Annotated in this window: 1 protein-coding gene; it reads left to right on the top strand. The window is 42.3% G+C overall.

The window, feature by feature from the left end; all coding sequences use genetic code 11:
* Positions 1–615 precede the first annotated feature (615 nt).
* On the top strand, positions 616–3160 hold a 2545-nt coding region (locus tag WHS63_RS13060; protein ID WP_445205497.1), incomplete at its 3' end, for a hypothetical protein.

Consider the following 3160-nt stretch of genomic DNA (forward strand, 5'->3'; position numbering starts at 1 on the left):
TGTTCAAAGCTGAAAACCTCGCCTGAATACAACCAACGCTTAAAGCTATATGTCCCGCCGTTTTTAATATACTGCTGGTATGCCGATGTTATAAGCGATTGCTGACGGCGAATAAATATTATAATAGTAGCATCAGGAAATGTTTCTTTTAATTTATGGGAAATTCCATACGAAAAATACCCATAATTAAAACCAGAGTTTATTGCAGTTGAAAAAAACTCAGAGCTTACTAAAAGGTTTGCACATTTATCCTTAAAAAACTCATCTCGAACTCTTTCGGAATTGTAAGCAAAGCAACTGGAATTATAGATTAAACGATTGGCCTCGCGCCATGATACAAAATGGTAATTGAGAATTTTTGGAAAAAAAATGTCCTGCAACCAGGTGGTGGCTGTTTTCGGGTAACCTATATGAATTAATATGCTTGTCACCTTAAAATGTTTTTTTATGTAAATATAGTGTTACTGCTATTACAATATATGTTTCTTTACGTATAAATATTGATTTAATTCCTATTTTTGAAATAGTTTTGTAACCTAATTCAGTTTTTTAATTATCAATCATTCATTTATATTTATTGGCTTAATTTTTGCTAGAAAATAAAAAAAATAAAATATGAAAGCGAAAAAGTTGCTTTTAACGCTTATAGTTGGCCTAGCAGCAGCTACGGGCTATACCCAAAATGGGTGGGTTTGGTTAAAGCAGTTCACCCAGGCGCCCAATCCAAATCAGGCAAATGAGCTGGATATATATCAAGTCCGATATGCACAATCCGGTAACATTTATGTTATAGGTTCCTATAAATCGCATTTTATTCTAAATGGTGTTACCTATAATGGTTACCCTAATAGTTCATCAACCAAACTTGACATTTTTATTGCCAAGTTTGACTCCGACGGAAATGTAGCATGGGTAAAAACGGTAGGAGGAAGTGAGGGTGACCAGCCCGATGACCTTGCTATTGACGCCTCTGAGAACCTGTACGTTTCTGGTTTCTTTCAGGGTACCTGCGATTTCGGAACTGGAAATACTCTTACTTCCGATGGGGGTAACGATGGCTTTTTAGCAAAATACAACTCAAATGGAGTTTTGCAGTGGGTACGTAAAGCTGCATTTGGTTCATCGGGAAACGAGCGAGTATCTGCAATCACCGTTGGTAAGGATGGTAATCTTTACGTTGCCGGTATGTCGCAAAGCACTTCGTTTACGGTTGGCGACGGAACTAATGGACAAAACTACACCAACGCCGATAGCAACCGCGACCTTTTTACTGCAAGCTTTACCCCTGCAGGTGTTTACCGATGGTCAAAGCAAATTCCTGGCAACAACAATTCATCGCTATTTAGAGCAATCGCAGTTGATGAAACCAATTCGCTCTATGTTGGTGGTGCACTTGCAGGCACACTCACCTTAGATGGTACCCCTTACACATCGGCTGGTAGTGGCGACATAATCCTTGTGAAAGCAAGTCCAACGGATGGCACTACTATCTGGGTTCGCAAGGGAGGTAGCACTCTAGATGATCAATTAAACAGCATTGCTGTTTACGATAACTTTACATACATTATTGGGTATATTCAGGGGACAGGGACAATTGATAGTACTGCAACACAGCAATCATCGCAGTTCACCACTGCTGGAGGTAACGATATTTTTGTAGCCAAGTATAACCTCGACGGACGATTAATCTGGAAAAGAACCATAGGTTCAACTGGAGGCGATGTGGGATATGGCCTGAACGTTTTCAATAACATTTTGGTAGCCACTGGTTATTTTTCAAATTCCATAAACTTTAACCTTAACACTATTACATCAGGTGGCGATAACGATGCTGCATTCTTTGTCTTCGACGTAGAATCGAATGCCGTTCTGGCCAGGTCAGTGTCGGGAACCCAGGACGATCGTGGACAGGGTGTCGCACTTGATACGCTTTACAACGTTTACTTTGGGGGATATTTTACATCACCCACGCTAACAGTTGGTACTAACACTCTGAACAATTCAGGGTCAGGCAAAGATCTTTTCCTTACTAAAAATCATAACGATTTTACTGCAGCTTTCACTTACAAGAAGAATGTTAGCTGTAATGGAGGCTCCGATGGAGCTCTTACCGTTACCCCATACTTTGGAATACCCCCTTACTCCTATAGCTGGAAACTAAATGGGAACCCATACGCGGCAACTGACTCCTCAATTACCAGTTTGGCTGCCGGTACCTATGAGGTAACCGTAACCGATAACAATTCAAATCAGTCAACCGTAAGCTACACCGTTACTCAGCCTGCTGCACTTTCACTCAGTCACACCCAAACCAACGTAAGCTGTTACGGTGCAAAGGATGGAACCATTAACCTAACGGTTTCAGGCGGAACTTCGCCTTTCAGTTACTTCTGGACAACCGAAAACGGATGTGGGCATGTGATTGATGCTGAAGATCAAAATAGTTTATCGGCCGGGAATTACCAGGTGACGGTTACCGACAAGAATGGTTGTCAGTCAAACGGTAGCTATACCATTACCCAGCCCACTAAAATTTCAATAGCGGGAACGGTTACAAACATTACCGGTGCTGGAAGTAATGGTGCTGTTGATATTACCGTTAGCGGAGGCTCGGGTGCCTACTCCAGCTACTCCTGGAAACTTGGAGTAACCGAGGTAGACACTACTGTAGATATTTCGGGCCTCAATGTTGGCGGAACCTACAAGGTGATTGTTACCGATAACACTTCCTGCAAAGACTCCAACTCCTTTGTGGTACTCGATGAAAGGAACTTCCATGCTTGGGTTTCAGCCCAAACCAATGTTAACTGTAAAGGCGAAAGTACTGGAGAGGTTACCGTTTCGTATGCCGAAAATATTGGAACAGTTACGGTTTTATGGTCAAGTGGCGAAACTACATTCACCATTACCGGTAAACCTGCAGGGAGCTACACTGCAACTCTAACTGACGATAAGGGCACCCCTGGTGTTACGGGTGATGATACAACAGCTGTAGTTGATGTTAACATTACCGAACCTGCTCAAATTCTCGATGGTACTATTGTTTCTTACCCAACCACCTGTTACGGCGGTAGCGATGGGATACTCGACTTAACCCCAAGCGGAGGAACAGACCCTTACACCTACTCATGGAACACTTCTCCGGTTCGCACAACACAGG

It is taken from the genome of Tenuifilum sp. (assembly GCF_037481895.1).
Classification (GTDB): Bacteria; Bacteroidota; Bacteroidia; order Bacteroidales; family Tenuifilaceae; genus Tenuifilum; species Tenuifilum osseticum.